The organism is Nostoc sp. UIC 10890 (assembly GCF_054786515.1).
Genome location: NZ_JBSGKF010000001.1, coordinates 1,951,655 through 1,969,950, shown reverse-complemented (window position 1 = coordinate 1,969,950; position 18,296 = coordinate 1,951,655). Strand labels below are relative to the sequence as shown.

The 18,296-nt window shown below is 41.2% G+C and carries 17 protein-coding genes; 6 read left to right on the top strand and 11 right to left on the bottom strand.

Features of this window, described 5'->3' with window-relative positions:
• Window positions 1–69: 69 nt before the first annotated feature.
• The gene (locus ACWATR_RS07880; protein WP_460331146.1) at window positions 70–741 is read right to left on the bottom strand and encodes a LuxR C-terminal-related transcriptional regulator; all 672 of its coding nucleotides are present in this window, start codon (window positions 739–741) and stop codon (window positions 70–72) included.
• Window positions 742–842: 101 nt separating this feature from the next.
• On the opposite strand from ACWATR_RS07880, the gene ACWATR_RS07875 reads away from it, so the two are divergent.
• From ACWATR_RS07875 to ACWATR_RS07865, 3 genes are all read left to right on the top strand, one after another.
• A complete protein-coding gene (locus ACWATR_RS07875; RefSeq protein WP_069071365.1) occupies window positions 843–1,499 on the top strand; it encodes a DUF3386 domain-containing protein in 657 nt (218 codons plus the stop codon).
• A gap of 164 nt (window positions 1,500–1,663) precedes the next feature.
• Window positions 1,664–2,173 carry a HugZ family pyridoxamine 5'-phosphate oxidase gene (locus tag ACWATR_RS07870; RefSeq protein ID WP_460331144.1) on the top strand — a complete coding sequence of 170 codons (510 nt, stop codon included), beginning with the start codon at window positions 1,664–1,666 and terminating at the stop codon, window positions 2,171–2,173.
• A 295-nt stretch (window positions 2,174–2,468) separates the two neighbouring features.
• On the top strand, window positions 2,469–3,356 hold the full coding sequence (locus tag ACWATR_RS07865; RefSeq protein WP_460331141.1) for an alpha/beta fold hydrolase: 888 nt from the start codon (window positions 2,469–2,471) through the stop codon (window positions 3,354–3,356).
• A 91-nt stretch (window positions 3,357–3,447) separates the two neighbouring features.
• On the opposite strand, the gene ACWATR_RS07860 is transcribed toward ACWATR_RS07865, so the two are convergent.
• Window positions 3,448–6,201, bottom strand: a complete 2,754-nt coding sequence (locus ACWATR_RS07860; RefSeq protein WP_460331139.1) for a zinc-dependent metalloprotease — start codon at window positions 6,199–6,201, stop codon at window positions 3,448–3,450.
• Between the two features lie 500 nt (window positions 6,202–6,701).
• Window positions 6,702–7,301 (bottom strand): Coq4 family protein, encoded by a 600-nt coding sequence (locus ACWATR_RS07855; RefSeq protein ID WP_460331137.1) that lies wholly within the window; start codon window positions 7,299–7,301, stop codon window positions 6,702–6,704.
• Between the two features lie 163 nt (window positions 7,302–7,464).
• Here ACWATR_RS07855 and ACWATR_RS07850 point away from each other — a divergent pair, with 163 nt between their 5' ends.
• Together ACWATR_RS07850 and ACWATR_RS07845 are read left to right on the top strand one after the other, a co-directional pair.
• Window positions 7,465–7,860, top strand: coding sequence for a hypothetical protein (locus ACWATR_RS07850; RefSeq protein WP_460331134.1), 396 nt, complete (start codon window positions 7,465–7,467; stop codon window positions 7,858–7,860).
• Window positions 7,861–9,031: 1,171 nt separating this feature from the next.
• Complete coding sequence (locus ACWATR_RS07845; RefSeq protein ID WP_460331132.1) at window positions 9,032–10,480, top strand: AAA-like domain-containing protein; 1,449 nt, start codon at window positions 9,032–9,034, stop codon at window positions 10,478–10,480.
• A 307-nt stretch (window positions 10,481–10,787) separates the two neighbouring features.
• Here the strand turns inward: ACWATR_RS07845 and ACWATR_RS07840 are convergent, their stop codons facing one another.
• Entirely contained in the window at window positions 10,788–11,165 is a 378-nt protein-coding gene (locus tag ACWATR_RS07840; RefSeq protein ID WP_181930994.1) for a hypothetical protein, read from the bottom strand.
• Between the two features lie 815 nt (window positions 11,166–11,980).
• Window positions 11,981–12,559, bottom strand: coding sequence for a leucyl/phenylalanyl-tRNA--protein transferase (gene aat / locus ACWATR_RS07835; protein WP_460331130.1), 579 nt, complete (start codon window positions 12,557–12,559; stop codon window positions 11,981–11,983).
• Window positions 12,560–12,661: 102 nt separating this feature from the next.
• Between aat and ACWATR_RS07830 the strand changes: the two genes are divergently transcribed.
• Window positions 12,662–12,991 carry a hypothetical protein gene (locus ACWATR_RS07830; protein ID WP_012410384.1) on the top strand — a complete coding sequence of 110 codons (330 nt, stop codon included), beginning with the start codon at window positions 12,662–12,664 and terminating at the stop codon, window positions 12,989–12,991.
• 77 nt (window positions 12,992–13,068) lie between these two features.
• On the opposite strand, the gene rpsN is transcribed toward ACWATR_RS07830, so the two are convergent.
• The 6 genes from rpsN to ACWATR_RS07800 all read right to left on the bottom strand — a co-directional run bounded on the left by rpsN (window position 13,069) and on the right by ACWATR_RS07800 (window position 17,949).
• Entirely contained in the window at window positions 13,069–13,371 is a 303-nt protein-coding gene (rpsN, locus tag ACWATR_RS07825) for a 30S ribosomal protein S14 (protein WP_012410383.1), read from the bottom strand.
• A gap of 235 nt (window positions 13,372–13,606) precedes the next feature.
• Window positions 13,607–14,296 (bottom strand): endonuclease III, encoded by a 690-nt coding sequence (nth, locus tag ACWATR_RS07820; RefSeq protein ID WP_460331127.1) that lies wholly within the window; start codon window positions 14,294–14,296, stop codon window positions 13,607–13,609.
• Entirely contained in the window at window positions 14,272–15,372 is a 1,101-nt protein-coding gene (gene rseP, locus ACWATR_RS07815; RefSeq protein WP_460331125.1) for an RIP metalloprotease RseP, read from the bottom strand. The genes nth and rseP overlap by 25 nt, the downstream gene beginning before the upstream one ends.
• A 117-nt stretch (window positions 15,373–15,489) precedes the next feature.
• On the bottom strand, window positions 15,490–16,770 hold the full coding sequence (gene serS, locus ACWATR_RS07810; protein WP_460331122.1) for a serine--tRNA ligase: 1,281 nt from the start codon (window positions 16,768–16,770) through the stop codon (window positions 15,490–15,492).
• 163 nt (window positions 16,771–16,933) lie between these two features.
• On the bottom strand, window positions 16,934–17,134 hold the full coding sequence (locus tag ACWATR_RS07805; RefSeq protein ID WP_460331120.1) for a hypothetical protein: 201 nt from the start codon (window positions 17,132–17,134) through the stop codon (window positions 16,934–16,936).
• A gap of 236 nt (window positions 17,135–17,370) precedes the next feature.
• Complete coding sequence (locus ACWATR_RS07800) at window positions 17,371–17,949, bottom strand: DUF3611 family protein (RefSeq protein ID WP_181930989.1); 579 nt, start codon at window positions 17,947–17,949, stop codon at window positions 17,371–17,373.
• Window positions 17,950–18,296: the final 347 nt, after the last annotated feature.

Here is an 18,296-nt window from a genome sequence, read left to right as displayed (position 1 = left end):
CCAGAATTAAAGTAAGTTTTCATTCATAATTCTTATCTTCTGCTTTCTGCCCTCTGTTTCCTGTCTCCTTCAAGAAACTTGTATATCTTGTAACTTTGCTACCATTTCTGCACGTGCCGAAACCTTCAATTTCCGAAACATCCTCTTTAAAGCTTGTTTGACGGAATTTTGCGTAATCCAAAGTTTTTCCCCAATTTCCGCATTCGTTAACCCCTGCGCCACCAAATCGGCAATTTCTAACTCACGCGCTGTTAAAGGACTTACTAAAATCGAATTAGATATTTTGGGTTTTGTCCGTAGAGTTGCCATTTTTGCTGACAAATGAATGCATAAAGCACTCAGATCAGCTAAATCGTTGCCATTAAATGCGGGATTTCCCTGATCACGAGCCAAGTTAAGCGTTCCGACAAGACGACCATCGCAAACAATTGGCCCAGTCATTACATGTTCGTGATCCGAGCGTGAGCAAAAATGCTTCCAGTCTCCTGGTGATAATAATAGCTGCTCATGAGCGGGAGCATGACGTTCAACCACGTAGCGTCCCACTGGATTGCTCTCTAAGCATACTGCCGGAATGCCTGGAATATTAATCTCAGTGGTTGGCTGCTCATCTAGAAGATAAATACCCCAATTTTGCACGCCAAAATGCTCGCTAATTTTATCCGTGAGAGCTAGTCTTAACTCTTGCTCATTCTGGACATTAGCGATCGCATGAAATACAGCGTGTAGAGAATTAGCCATAAGTGTACCCAGTTGGGGACTATCCAAGCCTCAACAATTACTTCTATGCTAATACCAAGGAAACTAAAACGCTAATTAACAGTAGCGACTAGGAGAAGCACATGACAGTTACACAACTCTCTGCTCAGGAACTTTTCCGGGCTGCTTATGAGAACCGCTATACTTGGGACAAGAATTTCCCCGGTTATACCGCAAATATTACTTTTAAGCATGATGACAAAGTGTTTACAGGCAAAGTTATCATCAGTGCCAATTTAAAAGCCGAAGTTTTGGATGTAGATGACGAAGCAGCGCAGAAAGCAATTCATGGGCAAGCATGGGAGATAGCAATTCACCGCGTCCGCCGCAGCTTTGAAGACACTCACAGCGCCAATACCTTTAGCTATGGCAAAACTGACGAAACGGGTGCCGTTGAGCTTTTAATGGGCGGTAAGGCTGAGGGCGATAAATACAAAGTCCGCAATAATGAAGTCTGCCATGTTCACCGTCTAATTCACGGTACTTTTGTGACTATTGACACCTTCAGCAGTCACGACACCGGGGAAGGCTACCTATCCCACCGTTATGACTCTGTTTACCATGACCCCAAAACTGGGGAACAAAAGGGTGGTAGAAGCGAATTTATTGATGAGTATGAAAAAGTTGGTGACTATTTCATCCTAAATCGTCGGGAGATTCGCACCGAGACAGCAGGACAATTTTCTACTCAGGAATTTATCTTCTCTGACATTAAATTGTTGGAACCTGTTGCTGGTTAAACTGTATTCTGTAATCGAAAAATTAGCGATCGCTCTTGAGTTAAAGGGAGCGATCGCTTTTATTTTTGGGTATTCCATGCGTAGGCGTAGCTCATCATCATAGACATCGTTCAATCACGTTAAGATACTTAATTATGTGTTCCTAATCAAGTGATAATTTACTTATGAGTCAACTTGAAAACATTCAAGCTGAGTACGAAAAGTTTCCTGAAGCATTTGAGAGTGTAATCATTAGCACCGTTAGCGCCCAAGCAATACCCAATGCTAGTTATGCTCCTTTTGTAATGGATGACTCCAAGAATATCTACATTTACGTCAGCGGTCTTTCCACTCATACCAAAAATCTTTATGCTAATCCTCATGTTAGTGTCTTATTTATCGAGGATGAAGCTAAGAGTAATCTAATTTTTGCGCGTCGTCGTTTGAGTTTTGATTGTACGGCAACTTTAATAGAGCGTGAAACTGACAAGTGGAATCAAATTGTTGAGCAATTTCAAGGGCGGTTTGGTGAAATTATCGAGGTTTTGCGCGGCTTGTCTGACTTTCGGATTTTCCAGCTAACTCCAAGTGAAGGCCGTTTTGTAGTTGGTTTTGGCGGAGCCTATCAAATCAGTGGTGATAACCTCCATCAACTTGTGCAAATCACAGGAGATGCCGAGAAAAAGCAAGGGTAAATTATGAATTATAAATTGCAAGAATTCAGCACCCAGGAGCCAAAAGTTAGAATTTAGAAAGAATCAAGTGTAATTGATACAGCGAATTTCAAGTTAGTGAGGTACACAAGCTAAGTCTAAAAGCCAGGTATAAAGCCTGTTTTACTTCTGAATTCTGACTACTGAATTCTGAATTCTGCTGTATATTGATTCATCAAATGTTCTCCCGATTCTTGAACTATTCAGACAGATGTATTCTGACTCCTGAATTAGTTTGACCGTATGCAAATTAAACTAAACTAAACTTTTTAATTTTATGCTTCAGTTTCAACCTCCTGGCTTTGGACATAAAGTCATCCATACATCCTTGGGGGCAATGGTTTACTATACCCAAACGAATGCACCTTGGGCGATTGCTGATACTGAAGATTTACCTCCACTACTGTTTCTCCATAACTTTGGTGGTGGAGCATCTGCTTATGAATGGTCTAAAGTTTACCCGGCTTTTGCCTCTAATTACCGCATTTTAGCCCCAGATTTAATCGGCTGGGGAGAATCGGCTCATCCAGTCCGGGATTATAAAATTAGGGATTATCTCAGCACGATCGCAGAGTTTATTATCCAAACTTGTCGCCAGCCGGTGACGGTGATAGCCTCGTCTCTCACAGCCGCTTTTGCTATCCGCCTAGCGATTGTTCAACCCAATTTGTTCAAAGGATTGTTTTTGGTGTCTCCTTCTGGATTTGATGATTTTGGACAGGGTGCTGGACGCAGACTTCCGCTTTCGGTAATTAATGCGCCTCTGTTGGACAGTTTTATTTATATGCTTGGTGCTGAAAATGAAATTGCAGTCCGAAATTTTTTACAAAGTTTTCTGTTTGCTAAGTCACAACGACTATCCCAAGAGACTGTACAGGCTTATTTAACCTCGGCACAACAACCTAATGCCAAATTTGCCGCCTTGGCATTTTTGCGGGGCGATCTTTACTTTGACCTGAGTTTATATATTAAGCAACTGACAATTCCCACGGTAATTTTTTGGGGAGAAAAGGCACAATTTACCAACATCAAACTAGGACAACGCTTGGCAAATTTAAATCCAAGAGCAATTCGAGATTTTTGTGCGATCGCAGATGCCGGAATATTACCTCATTTGGAAATACCAGAAGTTTTTATTGGTCTATTGCAACGGTATCTTAGGTAACTGGGGACTGGGGACTGGGGACTGGGGACTGGGGAAGACGAGGGGGATGAGGGAGACAAATAACAAATGACAAATGACAAATGACAAATGACTACTTAGAAAGTAACTGCGCGTTTAAGGCTTTAGTGATGCGATCGCCAGAAGCTTCTAAGTGAGCTAAGGTGTAAATATCAAGGCTTTCACCAAGTTTTTTGAGTCTGACATCAATGGCTTTTTGCAGTTGGCGCAATTCATACCAAGCCAATGTTCGACCATCTTCGGGTGTATTAGTAGTACCCAACATCATCTGTAGCAAAATATTTAGATATTCCCGTTGCAATGAACGGCGAATGCTAGAAATTGGCTTTGGTTCTCCAGGGGCGAAAACTTCTGTCCAGATGCCTGTTTGCAGAGTATCTAACAGTTCTGGAAGGGAAAGTGCTTCTCCAGGAAGAGTTTTTAATTCTATATCTTGTAACCGATTCAGGCGATCGCTGTCTAATAGCGATCGCAATATCGCACTTTGAAAACTCAGAATGCGATCGTGAATTGGATAATCAAGGCGGTTATTAGGTGCATAACTACCCCAGTGTTCCCAACGCGACGGTGCCAGTTGATTAAGCAATTCTGGTGAAAAGCTGAAAGCATCCTCTGAAAAAACATACTTTTGTAATTTTGTCAATGCTTGGCGTTGTTTTAAAAGTGAAACTGGTACAAATGCCCAAGCAGCATCATCACTAGCATGGAGACGCCGAAACGATTGTCCACCAATGTATTTAGAAAGCAAGGAGGCGTTCCGAAAATAATATTTAAGTACTCTATTGAATCTCAGGCGCAGGTTACTATAGCTTTCTCCTTTCGATAGATAACCCTTGTCAAGGCGCTGCCACATAAAACGAGCATTATCCATTTGCCACTGCGAATAAAGTAGCACATCACTACTCATGTCCCAGACATTTGCTAAAGGATTGATGTCCCAGATATCTTCATCAGTTGCGTAAGATAATTCTGGTTGAGGCGACGCCAATGCAATCTGCTCTAAAAAACTTTTTTCTGATTCTGGAATAATTGCCTCAAGTGTTGTTGATGGAGATATTTTATAACCATATTCAATTGCCCATTCGTCATAAGGGCCAACAACTCCGGGGAAATAGTCACCTTGCTTTACTCCCTGTGGTGCTATATTCACAGGTAGATAATCCATCACCGAACCAACTAAACCTTTAGTGTGAGTGATTTCAGTATTATTTAATTCTTCGGGCGCTAACATGGTGCTGCCATGAAAGTTGTGGCGCAAACCCAAAGTGTGCCCTACTTCATGAGCGATGAGAGAACGCAAATATTGATGCACATATTCTTTCATCGTTTCACTACTGGGCGTAGTGTTGGGCAAAATTGACAACGCCAGCGCCCCCATAGCTGCTTGATTTGAGGATTCCATGCCATAGCAGAATTCAGAGGAGGAAAAGAGAGCAGAGGAAGAGAAAGTGGAGAATCTATCCAGGAATTTCCCCACATCCTCGTGTCCTCTTGCTTTTTCTTGACATGGGTTTGTGTTCAGTGATGAATTTGCTTCCATCAGTGCGTGATATTCTTGCTGAATTAAACGCACCATATTGGCATCCACAATGATATCTGCATCCAATATTTCCCCTGTGAATGGGTTGACGCGCATCGGCCCTCTGGCAAAACCTGCATCCAAAGAATTGAACCAGCGAATAGTGTTGTAATGTACATCTGCTGGCTGCCAATCAGCATCATCTGGCATTTGCTGCACTTCAATGGCATTTTGAAATCCGGCTTTTTCAAATGCTTTGTTCCACATCAAAACGCCTTCACGAATCGCATCGCGGTACTCTAGGGGTACAGCATTTTCAATCCAATACACAATTGGTTTTTTGGGTGGAGATAAGGCGGCGTTAGGGTCAGATGGTTCTAGATGCCAGCGATTGATGTAACGTACAAATGATTCATGAGGATTATTGTTAGAGAAATCTTGGAACGCAGTAATAAAATATCCCACTCTGTCATCGGCAAGTCTGGGAATATAACCATTGTTTTCTCTAAGTTGAGAAAAACTGTAGTGTACCTTCAGAGTGAATGCCCTACTATCGGGTACGGTGACTAAATTTGATCCTTCTAATGATGAAAAACCGTAAATCGAATCAATCTCTACATTTTCTGGGAAGCTGTTAACATCGCCAAAATATGACTTGCGTGGGTCTAATCGGTAATCAGCCTGTAAAGAATATTTCAATAGGGGAGTTAATCCCGAAAAATCCTGCATTAGCAGTTCATTCAAGTTGATTAAAATATTTTTACTCTTTGGATCAATAGTAGCTATTTCGAGTGAATAAAGAACTGAATCGCTAAATGAACGAGCAAGCGATCTCTGCTCTGCTCTACTTTCTGTGCGGAATTTAACATTGCGTAAAACAAAATGCAATCTATTATTTACTTGTCGAAAGTAGAAGATAAAATCAGAAAGAGGTAATCCACTATAAATCCCACTTTCTCCAACCCCTGATTCCAATGTCACTATAGCTAGGTAGTCTTTATTTAGTTGCTCTGGTTTAAGTTCTAAGTAAACTTTGCCCGAATCCTCACTACAATAAAGTGTGAAGAGTCCTTCTAGTTTATCTATTTTATTAAGAGTTCCATTAAATTGGCAAAAATCTTCTTTTTTAATCTCAGCAAGATTATCATCAGCAGTTGCTAAGTTATCATCTCCTGGAAGTGCATTTAATTGCTGCACATCAATATTTGAAAGGCTTGAAAGTTGGTTTGCTCCTGCATAATCAGTTGACAGGAACAAGCCATACAGTAATACTATACAGATTGCTAATTTCGTTATCCAGTATTTCATCCTTTGGCTTTCCACCTGAAGCAGTTCTCGTGTTAAGGAAAAATGTGGATTAGTTTGTCGTCTGCAAGCCCTTCAAATATCTAGGGATTACGATATAAATCCACTCATTCAGATAAACAACGCCTCTAGTACAGCACAGCAGATATACAACCAGCATTTTAATTAACCAGACAAATTGCTTAAGCAACTTGTTAAAGGTAGTCAAACTTCCGCCACAGTGTACTAGCCTAAAAGTCATGTGACTATTGATTGTTATTAGTAGCTCTTTAGAAATTATCTATCAAGCATTTATGTCTGAAGATAGATAAGTTTTACAACTAAAGATATATGTTTTTTTTACTTCTATCTGTATTAAAAACCAAATGTAGCATTAAAAATGTATTTAGTGCTACATTTAGCAGTCGCAGCAATCTCAAGCATGATTTATAAACAAAGAGCTAGCTTTCTAAGAACGCTATTATTAAGCAAATAAATCCTTTTTTCGGATTAATTGTGGAAATTTATTGTAATCTCAAGCGTTTTCTCACATCGTCAATTGGTTCTTCCCAATGGTCTTCAAAGCGGTAGCCCAATAGAAAATCAGCTTTCTTACCTAGTTCTCGCCCTTTCACCAGATTGGCGCAAATCGCTTTTATTTGTTGAGGAGCCAGGATAGGATAGAGCAATCTAGCCAACCACAAACCGATGTGAAGTGATTTGCTGTAGTTTTGTGTAGCAGCAAAAGCAAGTACACCAATTTCTCCGGCGTAGGTGGTGTCAAAATCAAGCAAAACATGAAAAATATCGTGGGTGACCAAATATCGCAGAGCAAATAGATTACTTTTGGCAATGTCTTCTAGTTCTGGGCTGATATTTAATGGTTTTAGTTGATTTGCTCGCAGATGATTGGCATATTCTCGTCCAAAGGAGCCTTGAGGATATTGGCTTAATTGGTGCAAATCAATTGTGGGATAATAACCTACTACTGATTGAAGTTTCGAGGCGACTGTTGGAGAAACTTTAGCACCAAAAAAATCAGATTTAAGAATTGCAATATCACCCAAATTTTCTGAGTTTCTATAAGCCAGAATTACTTTGATTTGTTGTAGTTTTTTGAGCATCTCAACTTCTCGCGAATGATTTAGGATTGCTAGAGTAAGTCGTCTCTTCCTCAGGATTGAAGAAGCCTTTGTTTTTCATTACTGATATATGTCTTTTGTTAGAAGGATAATTAGTTTTTTATAGTTAATCTTTATTTGTACTTCAAAAAGCAACCTATTTGGCATGATAAATTTGATTTCTAGGACGATTAGTCACATCAGTACCTTGCTTAAAGGACTTCAGATAAAAGGTTTTTTGGCTGTTGTCCTAGTTGGTTTTCTAATGCTGACGACGAATGCTGCTCCTGGGCAAAATAACACAGCCTTAAAGGAAAGAGTTCGTGAACAGATACAGCAAGATGATTCTCAAAGACCGAGAACAATCGGGGAGTGGAATAAAGAAGCTCGTGAAACGGAAGGTTCTCCTGGTGAACGACTTCAGAAGATTGGTGAAGAGTCAGCAGAAGCCTTTAAACAATTTGGCTCTGGGTACGTAGAGGGTGCTCAGAAAACTGCTCGTGATGTAGGGAATAGTGCAGCAGAAACAGGCAAAGATATCTCTAACCAAGTTCGACGCTAAATGTGTTGCCATACTATATTGTATTGGCAGCAATTGCTAAGAACTTTTCACTAAGAAATGAGTAACACGTCGGGACAGTGGTGTATAACCAGCCAACTCCTCTAATGCTTGAGTAATACGCTTATCGAACAGAATTCAGGAGTCAGGAGTCAGAATTCAGCATGAATTCTGACCGAAAAAGTGGATGAATAACCAGCGTTTTTGCACCCCCACCAAATCGTAGATTTGGTGGTTTTCAATCAGTGGGGGATTCAGACTGGCGACTGATAGCGCAGCGTAAATCCTTCTCTACGAGACGCTACCGCGTAGCTTGCTTCTCCGTAGGAGTATGCTTAGAGCGAGTCCGCGATAGCGTAGCGGTAGCGATTATTCGAGCGTCGCGTCTTAATTCTGACTTCTGAATTTTTCTTTAACCTTCCTGATAAGAGATTGTAGCGTTTTTGAGTTGTATAAAATATACGTCTTTAGTAAGGGTGCATAGCTAGCTGTGCACCCTTACTGTGTGTTGAATCCAAAAGATAATTAGTTTAGAATCGTCACCGATAGCGTAAAACAAGCTACGCGTAAATACGTATTATTTCTTGCGCTACGCGTCTCTAAAAAAAATTTTATTTTTTTTCATCAATAAATTTAATTGCTCTGTACCCTTGATCTTCAAGGCTAATTCTTCTCCTGTTCCCTCGCCCCGAAGAAGCTTGGTCACAACCTTGTTATATGCATCTACACTGTAAAATCCAGATTAATACCAGATAAGAAATAACTTTCAGTAACACTGAATAAATCGGTACAAATAAAGTGAACTAAGCTAATTGTCATTCAAATTGCATCTTTGCGTCGCCGCGTCCCCGTATCTTTCTAGCGATTGAACTATGCAACTTAAAAGCGCATTAGATTATTAAGGCTTGTGATTTTTATTTGCTAGTAGTAAAAAGACTCTTGATATAGCAGCCTCAGCGGATTTTCATTGAGGGAGGAAAAATGACAATCAATTATAGTTATGTTTGTTTATACCCACTCGTCTAATTGTAGCGAAAGAGGCGCGTATATTTTTTTACCTGTTAATTAGTAATTTAGGAGCAGTTAAGTAACTGTTGAATAACCGTTTGAAAACATGAAACAATGAGGATACAGCTAAGACGGTAAAGAAAAAAACAGATAGATAATTAGCGATATGAAGCAATCTAAGAGCACGCGAAGACGAGGACTTATCCTAACGATCGCTGGGTTGAAGCGTTTACAGGCGTCGATTCTGACGATGGAAAAGGTAGAAAATAATGGGCATCGCTTCACTCTAGAAGATTTAGGCGATCGCATGAATGTTTCTACCAAAACTCTAAATCGATTATGGTCATTGAATACAGGCGTGGATCAAAAAACCCTAAAATTATGCTTCAGCGCCTTTAACTTAGAATTACGCAGAGAAGACTATACAGTTTTGAGTGAATCGAATCATACTGAAAACTCTCAAACTTTCTCACTGAGTTTAGACACAGAAGAACAAAAGTTATCTCCGTCTTTATCCTTAGATTCATTTGTTACTCAACACCATAACCTACTCGAAAATCTTTGGTCATACCCAGATGGCCCCGTAGCTCTAGATTCGCCCTTCTATGTCGAACGCCCCCCCATTGAGGAACTAGTCTATCGAGAAATAATTCAACCAGGCTGTGTGATCCGGATTCGAGCGCCAAGAGAGATGGGTAAAACTTCTCTTGTGCTGCGGCTGTTAGCCTTTGCTAAGATGCAAGGTTATAGCCCGGTGAACGTGAATTGCAACCAAATCGATTCAAGCTGTCTGACAGACTTAAACAAGCTTTTGCGTTCTCTTTGCTGGCAAATTGCAACAGAATTAGGCATTGATCCTAAGTTAGATGACAACTGGGATGAGGAAATAGGCTGTAAGTTGAGTTGCAGTGTATATTTGCAATCTTATTTGCTCAACCAGAGCAAAAGTCCAGTGGTTTTAGTCTTAAATGAGGTTGACCGCTTTTTTGAATATCCTGAAATTGCTCGAGAGTTTTTTGGTTTGTTGCGCTCTTGGTATGAGGAAGCACGACAAGATAACAACTTGCAGAAACTGAGGTTAGTGGTGGTTTACTCTACAGAAGTATATGTCTCTCTGGATATCAACCGCTCCCCATTTAATATCGGATTACCGATCCGCCTACCAGAATTTACTGAGTATCAAGTAAAATATTTAGCTCATCGGCATGGACTAGACTGGACTTCTAATAAGGAAGTTAAGCAACTAATGTCTCTCGTGGGGGGACATCCAGCGCTAATTCGGATTGCTTTGTATTATCTCTGCTGTCAAGGGATTACTTTAGAAGAACTCATGCAGGATGCGATCGCTAACGGTGGTATCTATCGTTATCATTTATGGCGACACTGGGCAATTCTGCAAGAAAATCCTAGTTTGGTAAAGGCGTATGTTGAAGTTGTGGCCGCAAAGCAAAGCATTTCTCTGAATCCCATTGACACTCATAAGCTCGAAAGCTTGGGGTTGATCACTTATGAAGGCGATCGCATCCTACCGCGTTGCGAACTCTACCGTGCTTACTTTAAAAAACAACTAGGCGTTGCTGAATTTGAATATAAATCATTGCAAAAACGTGCCTAATAAAAAACTATCAGTTACTCTTTTTCTCGTGCTCACCTTACTCCTACAATATAAGCAAGCTAGCAAGAGCGTCTCCATAAGCGCAGCTTTTTGTAGAGAAGGAAAGGAGAAGTTCGAGCGGCAACTTCCTCCGCTCATACTTCTCTTGAGCGTGAGCTTTTTAGAACGGATTGTTAAGTTATGGAATGAAGTGTTTTGTTCTATAAGCCAGATAAAAAGCCTTTTTTAATCCTAAATTAGGACGATCTCTGTCTTTATTTTGCTCTAGTTTAGGGCTGCTGATTTTGGTATTTCCAACGAAAAACAATTAATTAGCTGACCAATAAAGCTGATAATCCTCAATATGAAATTTTCCATTATTGGAAGACATTTTGAAAAAGAAGTAATAATCTCCTGGCTCCCAAATACTAAATTCTTGCTCTTGTTCTTGAACATTAGCTGTCGAACCACCATTAGGGATAGTCATACTAGCAGTTTGTGTTCCGTTATATGCTCTCATCAGAAAAACTTCTAGCAGGCAGAAACCCTGTATTTCAGCCGAATAACGAATTTTAAAACGGATTTTTCCTCCATCCCGTAGGGTCTTTTTAATAGAGAATTTTTCAGTTTGAATGGGATTACCAGACAGATAAATGTCTTGACCTTGCGTTAACATATAGCTTTGCCTTTGATTGAGTGAACTCATGATTTTTTCCTCAAAAAAGAATAGAGTCTATTGAGATAATTGCATTGTTGTCCAATGTTTTTTACTGTCGCGTTTGTATTTTCTCGCCATCAGCAAGAAAACGCAATGACAGATAAGACAGTTAAGAAGACAGTTAAAAAATAAATTCTGATGGGCGAGCGCAATCTAGAAAAATAGAGATTAAAACAATTCGCAATGGGCTAACGCCCCGCTCCGCTAACGCAATTCGCAATGACGCGACGCTCCTGCGTCGCTAACGCTTCGCTATCGAAGACTCGCTACCGCTACGCTAACGCAATTATGTTTTGTAACAGGGATTTAACCCCGACACAAAACGTGCTGCCTATCTTTCTGGGGACTCAAACCCCCAAAGTTCATTGAACAGTCAGATTTTTTAGGGTGGTGGTAAAGTTACGCTGTTCTGCTGTTGCAATGAATGAGATAATTGCTTCACACGCCACAACAACGATTAACACCAGCTGATAAAAATCACAGCCTTCCAAACTATTGCAGGTTTTTCAAATCCAATTTAACCCTGTTTTGTCAAGCTGGAAGGAAGCAATCGCTGAAAGCATTTCTGAACTTTACTTTTCAGCTTTTGGCTATAAATTTTAGTTTCTACTAGAAAATAAAGGCTCAAAACTTTATTAAATAAAAGTTTCAGAGTTTCGCTTCGATTATTTTCTCCGAAAGTGATAAAACAGGGATAGAAGTAGTTAATACGATCTGACGCAATCAAGGCGCGAATTATTTTTAGAAGATCACGATAATTGCGAGAGTTTAACACAAATAAGTAGTTACAAATTTTAGTCTGACTAAATTATTAGAGAACATGGACGGTGTAATGCTTGCTTTAGTAAAACTTGATATTCTTCATCCTCAACTCGATAGGCACCAAACCTCTCAAGGTGAGGATTCATCATTTGGGCATCAAAAAATACAAATTCCCTCTGACGCAATCTTTCCACCAACTTGACCATCGCTACCTTTGAACCTTCGGGAATGCGGTAAAACATCGACTCACCAATAAAAGCCCCACCAATCACAATCCCTAAAATTCCCCCGGCTAGTTCGTCACCTTGCCAAGTTTCAAAACTATAAGCATAACCACTCTGGTACAGTAGCCAGTAAATCTTTTCCAATTCTGGTGAAATCCAAGTTGTCTCTCTGTCTGCACACCCAGCCACCACAGCTTGGAAGTCCCGATTAATCGCCACGCTAAAGCGTTCTTGATTCAGAACGCGCTGCAAAGACTTGGGGTAACGAAACCGCTCATCCAAAGGAATCAAAGTCCGATCGCGACTTCCGTACCAACTCAGGCGATCGCGTTCATCAGCCATGAGAAAATAGCCTTGTGCATAGCCCTCAACAATAGCGGCGATATCATATTGCATAAATAAATATAAAAAAACACTCTTAGAAACGCAATTTGATGCTAAAAGTCAACCTCAGCGTTCCTCTGTGTTTCCCTCCGCGTCCCTCTGCGTTTAAAAAAGATGACTCAACCAATTCCACCCATCACCCTACCACCGCCCGAAAATCCGTTGCTCGAAGGTGAATGGTTACGAGAACGCTTACAACGGTGGCTAGATACAGAATTTATCCCCGAAGCAGTCAACCAAAATATTGCCCAACGAGCCGCACAGATTTTTGTGCGTCAACGGATGGAAGGAGAAAATGACCTTGGTTCTCTGGTAATTGCCATTGTCACAGAGATGCAGTCCTATGATTTTTCCAATAGCTTTTATGGAGAGTTTGCGATCGCCAACGCCGTCAGCGATCTACTCTTAGAAAGTCTGGGAATTGATAAGTGTTGTGGTCAATAATATTTTGTCATTTGTCCTTTGTCATTAGTCCTTTGTTATTTACCAATGACCAATGACTAATGACTAATGACTCTTAACTACCAACTAGACTTAACAACTCCAGGTAAAAGACCTTCATGCGCCCATTCTCGTAGCACGTTCCGAGAGAGTCCAAAATCGCGGTAAACTCCTCTAGAACGACCAGTCAACCAGCAACGATTGCGGTGGCGGGTGGGCGCACTATTCCGGGGTAGCTGTTGAATCTTCCGGTGGATTTCTAGCTTATCCAAAGGAGATGCTGCACTTCTGAACTCTTCTAAGAGAGCTTCCCGTTTGTCAGCATACTTTTCTATCAACCTGGTGCGCTTTTTCTCGCGCTCAATCATGCTCTTTTTAGCCATATATTCTCTAACTTATTTAAAGACACCGTTTTCCATTCTACATTCTCTCCATCAATTCTGGGGTTACTTGTGTCAACATAATTCGTAATTGATAATTCGTAATTCGTAGTTGCAATCAATGCTTGCTCTGAACTCTCCACTGATTGTTGACCACTGAAATCAAAGATTTCAGTGCTTGCTCTTTACTCTCTTCAATTACGAATTACGAATTACGAATTAGTAATTATTTAGTCGCTTACCCTACAACCACTGGCTTATTGGCTACAGGGCATAAATCAGCAAGCTCACACGCAATACAAACTGGAGAGCGGGCTTTACAAATAGCACGACCGTGATAAATCAACCGAATTGACCAATTTTCCCAATCAGGCTGAGGCAATAAACCCATTAAATCTTGCTCAATCCGAACGGGGTCTTTTGCTTCAGTTAAACCCAAACGTTGGCTGAGGCGCTTGACGTGAGTATCTACTGTCACGCCAGCATTAATGCCATAAGCATGGGCCAGAACTACATTTGCTGTCTTCCGTGCCACACCTGGAAGCTTTAACAACTGTTCCATTTGGTTGGGCACAACAGAGTTAAATTCAGTAACAATCATCCGACAGGCGGCTTGAATGTTCTTGGCTTTATTGTGATAAAACCCTGTAGAACGCACCAAACTTTCTAATTCTACTAAGTCAGCGATCGCTAAACTCTCAGCATCAGGAAACTTACCAAATAAAGCTGGTGTTACCTTATTTACCCGCTCATCAGTACATTGAGCAGAGAGAATGGTTGCTACCAACAGTTGTACTGGCGTTGAGTAGTTCAAAGAGCAAGTAGCATCTGGATAAAGACGCTTCAGACGAGCTAAAATTTCTAGCGATCGCTGCTTTTTAGATAAGGATTTGCGCGTAGTACTCACTGGAATAATTTTTGTACCCACTCCAATTGACTAGTTAATTGAGTAGTTTCTTTGACGATCAGAAAAATTCCTAAGCCTAAGAGTAAAACCAAGCCTGTTTGCATTACACCTTCTTGAATGCGGCTAGGCACAGGCTTACCACGCAAACCTTCAATCAGCAGAAAAGCGAGTTGTCCGCCATCTAAGGCTGGTAAAGGCAAAATATTGATAATAGCCAAGTTAATGCTGATAATTGCCGCAAAAGACAACAGATTTACAGTATTGTCTTCAGCTAATTTTGCACCAATTTTGACAATATTAACTGGCCCAGAAACTTGCCCAGCAGTTTGTTGAAAGTTGGTAATTAACTGGCCAAAACCGCTTAGTGTACCAACAAATAATTGTTGAAATCTATTAGCAGCAAGACCAAAAATTTCAAAAGGACTATTAGGACGGCGATAAATTGCTGTAGCATTTGGACTAAGTGCCACACCAACTACACCTTTGCCATCGGCTCCTAGTTTTGGTGTTAATTTCAGAGTTTGTTGTTGGTTTTCACGCAGAATTTTCAGTTCGATTTGCTGATTGGGATGAGTTTGAATTTCTTTGGTCAGCAAAGGAGTTGACTGATCAGAAGCCGGGAGTTCCTGACCGTTCACAGCCAGAATAATATCACCTTCTCGAATTCCTGCTTGGTAGGCAACAGATTCTTGATTAACAGGCTGTACAAGAACACCAGCTTGATAGTTTAATTCCTTGGGAATACCAACAATACCCAATTGCAGAGCCAACACTAAGTAGGCAAATATTAAATTTGCGATCACTCCGGCACTGATAACGATCGCCCGGTCTAAAACTGGACGGTTACGCAGCAGATTTGGGTCATTGGGTGGAACATCGCTATCGGGGTCATCATCGGGAAAGCCCACAAAGCCGCCCAAAGGAAAGGCGCGGACAGCATATTCGGTTTGTGAACCTTGGTACTTCAAAAGAACTGGGCCAAAACCCAAAGAAAAACGGTTAACGAGAATGCCTTGAGAACGTGCTGCAACAAAATGTCCCAGCTCGTGTACCAAGATCAAAACAGCCAAGACTGCGATCGCTGCTAAAACTGACATAGAACAAATTACTGAAAATATTAAGCTATAGTTATCTCCATTCTAATTGGGCATTGGGTATTGGGTATTAGTCATTGGTCATTGGTAAATAACAAAGGACTAATGACTAATGACAAATCACAATACTTCACGTCCCAAGTAAGGTTGCAACGCTTCTGGTATCCTCACTGTCCCATCAGGTTGTTGATAATTCTCCAAAATTGCTGCCATCGTCCTTCCTACCGCCAAACCCGAACCATTCAGAGTGTGTACGAACTGAGTTCCTTTCTTCCCTGCCTCTTTGAAGCGAATATCAGCCCGTCGTGCCTGGAAATCTATAGTATTAGAACAGCTAGAAATTTCGCGGTATTTGCCAGAAGAGGGCAACCAAACTTCTAAATCATAAGTTTTGGTAGAGGCAAATCCCAAATCCCCAGTACTTAAATTTACTACTCGGTAAGGCAACTGCAATGCCTGTAAAATTGCTTCTGCATTCCCCACCAATTTCTCCAGCTCATCAAAAGACGTACTGGGTTCGACAAATTTCACCATTTCCACCTTATTAAATTGATGGAGGCGAATTAATCCCCGCATATCGCGCCCATAACTACCAGCTTCACGGCGAAAACAGGGAGTAAAAGCACAGTGGTAAATAGGTAAATCTTCAGCAGCGAGAATTTCACCCCGGTAGAGATTTGTAACTGGAACTTCCGCCGTCGGAATCAGCCATAAGTCATCATCAGCGCATTTAAAGCTTTCTTCCGCAAACTTGGGTAACTGACCGGTTGCAGTCAAAGACTCAGTATTTACTAACAGCGGCGGGCTGACTTCCACATACCCAGCTTGAGTATGAAGACTCAGCATAAATTGAATTAATGCCCTCTCCAATGCTGCACCGGCGCCTATCAATGTCACAAAGCGACTTTGGGCAACTTTTACAGCTCGTTCAACATTGAGAATACCAAGCTTTTCGCCAATTTCCCAGTGAGGCAGAATATTAGGATTTTGAGGAATGTACTCATCACCCCAACGGCGTACTTCTACGTTATCTTCCTCATTCTTTCCAAGGGGTGTAGAGTCGCTTGGCAAGTTGGGAAGTGCCAACACAAGTTGGGCAATTTCAGCTTTGAGTTCTTTTTCTTGGGGTTCCAGTTGGCTCAACGTAGCTTTGACAGAGTTTCCTTCATCCCGTAAGGCTTGAATTTCTGGGTCTTGAGGATCGATCCCAGATTTAATCTTCTGCCCGACAATTTTACCGATTTCGTTGCTACGGGCTTGGAGTTGACTACGTGTCCCCTCAAGCTCCCGTTGTTGTCGATCTAACTGTAAAATCGGTTCGATGTCGTATTTACCACTACGACTATTCAATCGTTCTTGAACTAATTGCGGATTTTCCCGTATTTGCTTGATATCCAGCACAGATTTTTCTCAGTTTTTAACCTATTATCTACCTGCCAACACATCAGCATATACTGATTTTGGCTTGCCATGATCAGAAAAGCAACCATAAAAATTTAGCCCTGCCAATCTTGCCAGGGCTAGAAAAATTTAAAATCCAAAATTTAAAATCCAAAATTTGGTATTACTCCTCTGATTTTCCAGACCCCTGAGTGTTTGCAGGTGAGGGTAGCCAGTAGGCAAGTACGCCTGATAAACCACTCCAATACACTGCTTGATTTTGACTATTATCGCGTTCCATAAAGATCAGGGAACTACACAATCCAATCATCAATGTACTAAAAAGTACTTGTATACCAAACTTCCAAATTTCTAGTTGTTTCATAATGGTAAGACCTCTAATAAAGATTAATTCACCCTAATAACGGTTCTGTTATCACTCTGTAGACGGATGCTAATATTAATTAACTGGTATGAGTCTTCACACTGTACTTTGATAATTTCGGAAAAGTACAATGAACATATTTGAATTATTCGCCATACAACCTCTGAAAAATAGGGGAAAAGAAGTCAAAAGAATTACTTGATTTTGACTTTTACCTTTTATTCCGACTCCCCTTTCTAAGGTCGGTTAATGCGATTGAGTAGCCAAAGCGACGCTACAAGCCCTGCAAAGTGTGCTGAGACAGTGTTGGTGTTTGCCTGCACCACAAGCATATCTAGACCGCTAATAATTCGGGTAGGGTCAAAAAATTGGGTAGTTATGGCTTGAGGAGATATGGATCTTGCTACCAGTGTTCCAACGATCGCTTGTGCCCCCAAAAGAGTCACTAGCGTTCCCCCTAAATTCACCCACAGCCCTAAGCGTAATACTTGCACTGTCTCACTTTTCCGAGGGCGGTTGCTGGGATTAGAGGATTCCAATTGCTTACCAATTCTGGTGTAACGGTAAGCTAAATAAATCCCCCCACCTAAAACAACCAATCCACAAATTGCTAAAAATACGCCAAAGCCAGTCCCAGGATTATTACTAGGACTGCCAGTTCTTTGATTAAAGATGGCGAACAGCAACACAATTATGCTAGAAACAACGCCTAGTACTAGCTGAATCCAGAAGCTAATCCAACCTGTAAGGCGAAAAGTTTGGGCAATTGCCCTAAGAGTTGAGGAAGATGATGGGGCATCGGGAGTTTGTGACATAGTTCACCAATGTGCTGGGCGCTTGATTAAAGGACATGGGGACGCGGGGATACGGAGACACAGAGAGTTATTTCCCCTCATTCCCGCGTTTCCCCGTCTTCTTTCTGACTTTTTATGCTATCTGGAAAACCTCTTTCTAAATCTCTTTCCTTCTAGGAAACATACTTTACGCCGTGTGCAACTTTCTCTCAGACCTAACCCCCAACCCCTTCCGTTGTAGGGAAGGGGAGCAAGAATCAAAGCCTCTCTCGCTGTGGGGGAGAGGAATGGAAGTGGGGTTCTAAGGATAAGTTGCACATCGCGTTACTTTGAATTTTCCCTTTCCCGATGCGGGAATGGGTTTAGGG

What these genes read in the sequence shown, in the direction of transcription:
- aat (WP_460331130.1), bottom strand. Translation starts at nt 12,559, where the DNA reads ATGCAATATGATATCGCCGCTATTGTTGAGGGCTATGCACAAGGCTAT.
- ACWATR_RS07830 (WP_012410384.1), top strand. Translation starts at nt 12,662, where the DNA reads ATGACTCAACCAATTCCACCCATCACCCTACCACCGCCCGAAAATCCG.
- ACWATR_RS07880 (WP_460331146.1), bottom strand. Translation starts at nt 741, where the DNA reads ATGGCTAATTCTCTACACGCTGTATTTCATGCGATCGCTAATGTCCAG.
- ACWATR_RS07840 (WP_181930994.1), bottom strand. Translation starts at nt 11,165, where the DNA reads ATGAGTTCACTCAATCAAAGGCAAAGCTATATGTTAACGCAAGGTCAA.
- ACWATR_RS07845 (WP_460331132.1), top strand. Translation starts at nt 9,032, where the DNA reads ATGAAGCAATCTAAGAGCACGCGAAGACGAGGACTTATCCTAACGATC.
- ACWATR_RS07800 (WP_181930989.1), bottom strand. Translation starts at nt 17,949, where the DNA reads ATGTCACAAACTCCCGATGCCCCATCATCTTCCTCAACTCTTAGGGCA.
- ACWATR_RS07875 (WP_069071365.1), top strand. Translation starts at nt 843, where the DNA reads ATGACAGTTACACAACTCTCTGCTCAGGAACTTTTCCGGGCTGCTTAT.
- ACWATR_RS07865 (WP_460331141.1), top strand. Translation starts at nt 2,469, where the DNA reads ATGCTTCAGTTTCAACCTCCTGGCTTTGGACATAAAGTCATCCATACA.
- ACWATR_RS07870 (WP_460331144.1), top strand. Translation starts at nt 1,664, where the DNA reads ATGAGTCAACTTGAAAACATTCAAGCTGAGTACGAAAAGTTTCCTGAA.
- rseP (WP_460331125.1), bottom strand. Translation starts at nt 15,372, where the DNA reads ATGTCAGTTTTAGCAGCGATCGCAGTCTTGGCTGTTTTGATCTTGGTA.
- ACWATR_RS07805 (WP_460331120.1), bottom strand. Translation starts at nt 17,134, where the DNA reads ATGAAACAACTAGAAATTTGGAAGTTTGGTATACAAGTACTTTTTAGT.
- ACWATR_RS07860 (WP_460331139.1), bottom strand. Translation starts at nt 6,201, where the DNA reads ATGAAATACTGGATAACGAAATTAGCAATCTGTATAGTATTACTGTAT.
- ACWATR_RS07850 (WP_460331134.1), top strand. Translation starts at nt 7,465, where the DNA reads ATGATAAATTTGATTTCTAGGACGATTAGTCACATCAGTACCTTGCTT.
- rpsN (WP_012410383.1), bottom strand. Translation starts at nt 13,371, where the DNA reads ATGGCTAAAAAGAGCATGATTGAGCGCGAGAAAAAGCGCACCAGGTTG.
- ACWATR_RS07855 (WP_460331137.1), bottom strand. Translation starts at nt 7,301, where the DNA reads ATGCTCAAAAAACTACAACAAATCAAAGTAATTCTGGCTTATAGAAAC.